This is a genomic window from Sporosarcina koreensis (assembly GCF_001531445.1).
In the GTDB taxonomy this organism is placed as follows: Bacteria; Bacillota; Bacilli; order Bacillales_A; family Planococcaceae; genus Sporosarcina; species Sporosarcina koreensis_C.
The window spans coordinates 75,118-76,656 of sequence record NZ_LQYA01000196.1; the positions used below are offsets into that span (position 1 = coordinate 75,118).

A 1,539-nucleotide genomic window follows, 5' to 3' on the forward strand; every position below is an offset into this window, starting at 1 on the left:
GGTCTTGTAGTAGGCGAAGATATCCGTATGAGCGATTTAAAAGGTACGCTGGATCTATTTGCTAAAAAAATGTTTGGATCTGAGCGTGAAATTCGTTTGCGTCCGAGCTTCTTCCCGTTCACGGAACCGTCAGTTGAAATGGATATATCTTGTTTCAAATGTGGCGGGGCAGGCTGTAACATTTGTAAAAAAACAGGTTGGATAGAAATCTTAGGGGCAGGCATGGTACACCCGAACGTATTAAGAATGTCCGGCTATGATCCGGAAGTTTATTCAGGATTTGCATTCGGAATGGGGCCTGAACGTATCACAATGCTGAAATACGGTGTGGAAGATATCCGTCATTTCTATACGAATGATGTGCGTTTCATATCACAATTCCACCGGACGGAAGCTTGAGGAGGAGATTACATGTTAGTATCAACGAAATGGCTAAATGAGTACGTCAATATAAACGGCATAGACCCTACAGACTTAGCGGAAAGAATAACGCGTGCAGGCATCGAGGTGGATTCCATCATCAATCTAACGCAAGGCATGACGAATGTAGTTGTTGGTCATGTGAAAGAATGCGTGAAGCATCCGGAAGCGGATAAATTGAATATTTGTCAAGTGGACGTCGGAGAAGAGACGACACAGATCATTTGTGGAGCACCGAATGTGGCGCAAGGTCAAAAAGTGATTGTTGCCCGTCCTGGAGCTGTTCTCCCTGGTGGCATGAAAATCAAAAAAGCGAAACTGCGCGGCGAGGAATCGAACGGAATGATCTGTTCTTTGCAAGAGCTTGGAATTGAAGGGAAACTTGTTCCGAAAGCATACGCAGAAGGCATCTATGTCTTGCCACAAGATGCGGTACCTGGCGAAAATGCACTGCCATTGCTTGGCTTAGATGACACGGTGCTTGAATTCGACTTGACGCCGAACCGTTCGGATGCGCTAAGCATGCTAGGTGTCGCTTATGAAGTGGGAGCGATTTTATCCCAAGGGATTGCACTTCCGAAAATAGAATATCCTACGGCGGCGGAAAAAGCGGAAGACAAGCTGAAGCTCCGTGTGGATGCTTCCGTTGATAATCCGATGTATGTAGCAAAAGTCGTGAAGAATATCAAAGTGGCGGAGTCGCCATTATGGCTTCAAAATGCTTTGATGGCTGCAGGGGTACGTCCTCATAATAATGTCGTCGACATTACGAATTACGTTTTAATGGAGTATGGCCAACCTTTGCACGCATTCGACTACGACCGTCTTGAAACGGGTGAAATCGTCGTCAGACATGCCGAAGAGGGCGAAACGATAACGACATTGGATGATGTCGAACGTAAATTGCAATCGCATAACCTTGTCATTACGAATGGCAACGAGCCAGTTGCACTCGCAGGTGTAATGGGTGGAGCGAATTCGGAAGTCCATGATGGAACAACGACCGTTGTTATCGAGTCCGCATATTTCGCACCTTCATCTGTACGTCACACTTCCAAGGAAGTCGGACTTCGAAGCGATGCAAGCACCCGCTTCGAAAAAGGCGTCGATCCGAACCGG

1 protein-coding gene and 1 pseudogene are annotated in these 1,539 nt (G+C 46.7%); both read left to right on the plus strand.

Going from position 1 to position 1,539, the window contains the following annotated elements; genetic code table 11:
• Positions 1-399: pseudogene (pheS, locus tag AWV70_RS24835) on the plus strand (phenylalanine--tRNA ligase subunit alpha); the annotation flags it as partial.
• A gap of 12 nt (positions 400-411) precedes the next feature.
• Positions 412-1,539: phenylalanine--tRNA ligase subunit beta (gene pheT / locus AWV70_RS17900; RefSeq protein WP_082713694.1), on the plus strand; the 1,128-nt coding region annotated here is incomplete at its 3' end.